The 2,205-nt window shown below is 64.9% G+C and carries 4 protein-coding genes; 1 reads left to right on the top strand and 3 read right to left on the bottom strand.

Annotated features, from left to right (window positions below; translation table 11 throughout):
* Positions 1 to 911: 911 nt before the first annotated feature.
* Positions 912 to 1,106, bottom strand: a complete 195-nt coding sequence (locus MKK65_RS06130) for a hypothetical protein (RefSeq protein ID WP_243956314.1) — start codon at positions 1,104 to 1,106, stop codon at positions 912 to 914.
* Between the two features lie 140 nt (positions 1,107 to 1,246).
* On the opposite strand from MKK65_RS06130, the gene MKK65_RS06125 reads away from it, so the two are divergent.
* Complete coding sequence (locus MKK65_RS06125; protein WP_243956312.1) at positions 1,247 to 1,411, top strand: hypothetical protein; 165 nt, start codon at positions 1,247 to 1,249, stop codon at positions 1,409 to 1,411.
* Between the two features lie 61 nt (positions 1,412 to 1,472).
* Here MKK65_RS06125 and MKK65_RS06120 read toward each other — a convergent pair whose 3' ends face one another.
* Positions 1,473 to 1,802 carry a hypothetical protein gene (locus MKK65_RS06120; RefSeq protein WP_243956310.1) on the bottom strand — a complete coding sequence of 110 codons (330 nt, stop codon included), beginning with the start codon at positions 1,800 to 1,802 and terminating at the stop codon, positions 1,473 to 1,475.
* A 5-nt stretch (positions 1,803 to 1,807) separates the two neighbouring features.
* Positions 1,808 to 2,068 carry a hypothetical protein gene (locus MKK65_RS06115; RefSeq protein WP_243956308.1) on the bottom strand — a complete coding sequence of 87 codons (261 nt, stop codon included), beginning with the start codon at positions 2,066 to 2,068 and terminating at the stop codon, positions 1,808 to 1,810.
* Positions 2,069 to 2,205: the final 137 nt, after the last annotated feature.

The following is a 2,205-nucleotide window of genomic DNA, read 5'->3' as shown; positions in this document are numbered from 1 at the left end:
CGCAAGGCCAAGGCCCGTACCTTCGACGCCCTCTGGCGCGCCATCGGCGACATCTGCGACCTGTTCGAGCCCCAGGAATGCTGGAACTTCCTCAAAGCCAAGGGATATGCGTCTAATTAAAGTTCCGATGCTCTAGCTTGCGAGAAAATTCTGCCACAACCATGATGCCTCGGTTGAGCGGCGCCACCTGAACATGGCCCCGGGCTACCATCGGCTCACGGATGACAAGATCTCCAGCCTAATCGACGTGATCCATCAGCTCGATGCTGGGGAGTCCATCGACCCCGCTCGAGATGCATGGACGGTGGGAGTGATACAGCGGGAGGAGCTGCTGCCATGAGGATCGAGGCCGCGATCGCCGTCGCTGTCTGATCCATGGCGCTACGCGGGCACGTCGACTGGCTGTCCCGCCGGCAGATGATCGGTCGGGCGTAGGATACCACTGCGCCCAACACCCCCGTCAGCTTGTTCGTCTCTATCAACGGCCGGGTGGTGGGCCGCTGCCTCGCCGATCGGCCCCGTGACGACCTCGTGCGCGAAGGCATCGGTCACGGCCGGCACGGGTTCGATTTCGCCCTCCCTGATGGCGCGCTGCCAGCGCTGGCCCGGTTCACGATCGCGGTCCGCCGTGAGGGTGATGGTGCAATGCTCCCGGGCGCGCCCGGACCCTCTCGAAGGACCTGCAGGCGCAGCTGGCGCATCCGCTGGCCGAGCCTGTCGACGACGCGGCGGCGGACCGCCGCCTCGCCTTCCTGTTGGGCCAGGCTCGAGTACTACGCCGAGTGCGCGCCGAGCAGCACGGATCTCTGGCCGCCAGCCAGAACCAGCCGCGGGCCCTCGTCGTCGTCACCGTTATGTCGGACGGGGGTCGCGACGCGGGCTCGAACGCGATCCTGTCGCACATGCGCTCTCTACAGCGGCTCGGGTTCGCCGTGACCCTCGTGCCTGCCGACCTTTGGACCGACGACGGTACCGCCCTCGAGGTGGTTGGCCTCCTGCGGGCTCTGGGCGCTTAGCAGGGCCTGGATCAGCGCGGGGTTCTCAGTCAGCGTGAACTTGGCCTGCGCCACCACCGGGTCGCTCGCGCCCGCCGTGAAGTCCCGCATGGCTTTGAGCCGGTCGGCTCGCCACGACAGGATCCCGCCGGACTGGCTAGCCTGCCCGCTCTCGCTCGGGGCCGACCACGAGTCGGTGATGTTGCTCGGCCTGCTCCCCGAAGACGCTGAAGGCCCTGATCGATGCCGGGATGATCGAGGACACGGGCGGGCAGATCCGCCACGACGCCCTCGGCTCCTACCGGGTGCCGTTCTACGGGATGACGATCCCGACCCACATGGCGTGGTGCTCAGCCGTCGCTTTCACCGACGAGGAGATGGTGGCGTTCGAGGCCGAACTGGAAGGCCTGCAGTGACTGCGAACAGCGCACCGCTTTTATTTCAACCGGCGAGGCTGCTTACGACGCACAAGCTGCTCTACTCTTCGCGAGCCGCCTGTCGGGTTTCGGCCGAGGTCGGCTTCTGAGCCGCGGCCATTCTCGTCTCCGAGCGCCACGAGGACGCTTGGGCGCGGCCCATGGGTGCCAGTTTTGAACCGTCGGCTGGGCTGATGGCCCCGTTCTGAGCGAGCGCCATCATACCAGCCAGGAGAGCCAAGCCGGTCGTGACGCTGGCGAGGATCGGCGTGAGATGCCGGGCGTGCTCGCGCAACTGGTAGATCGCTGCGCATCCGAAGGTGAAAGCGGAGGCCAGCAGGACCGCGAACGCCTGTTCGGTCATGGCATAGTCCATCGTCCCGATGCTCATCCCGTTCACAGGTGCGCGTATGAGAACGCGCAATCCTTCGGCCCAATCACTTGTCGGTCGCCGAGAAGGCTACGCCCGGAAGCGATGATCTGAACGGTCTGCCGGCTATGGCATGCAGTCCGCGCCATGACCTCTAGGTCGCGCAGATATGAGATCAGCAGCTCGTGCGGAACTTCATCTGTGTTAAGAGCGTCGCCTACCTTTTCCGAAACGGTGCGCTCAAGCTCGGCCCAGAAATTTGCCGGGATTTGCATCTGCTTGTTCATGGTCAGCCCCCATTGAAGTGGTCCGCCCTTTGGTATGGCTTTTGAGCCTGGAGGACGGACGAGATGGCAAAGCACCCGAAGCCCGAGGAGATCGTCGCGAAGCTACGTCAGGCGGACGTTCTGATTTCACAGGGCCA

Origin of the sequence: Methylobacterium sp. J-001 (assembly GCF_022829565.1) — a bacterium.
Lineage (GTDB): Bacteria > Pseudomonadota > Alphaproteobacteria > Rhizobiales > Beijerinckiaceae > Methylobacterium.
This window is presented reverse-complemented; position numbering and strand designations above follow the sequence as displayed.

Coding starts and splice junctions, on each gene's coding strand:
- MKK65_RS06120 (WP_243956310.1), bottom strand. CDS start 1,802: ATGAGCATCGGGACGATGGACTATGCCATGACCGAACAGGCGTTCGCG.
- MKK65_RS06130 (WP_243956314.1), bottom strand. CDS start 1,106: ATGCGGGACTTCACGGCGGGCGCGAGCGACCCGGTGGTGGCGCAGGCC.
- MKK65_RS06115 (WP_243956308.1), bottom strand. CDS start 2,068: ATGAACAAGCAGATGCAAATCCCGGCAAATTTCTGGGCCGAGCTTGAG.
- MKK65_RS06125 (WP_243956312.1), top strand. CDS start 1,247: ATGATCGAGGACACGGGCGGGCAGATCCGCCACGACGCCCTCGGCTCC.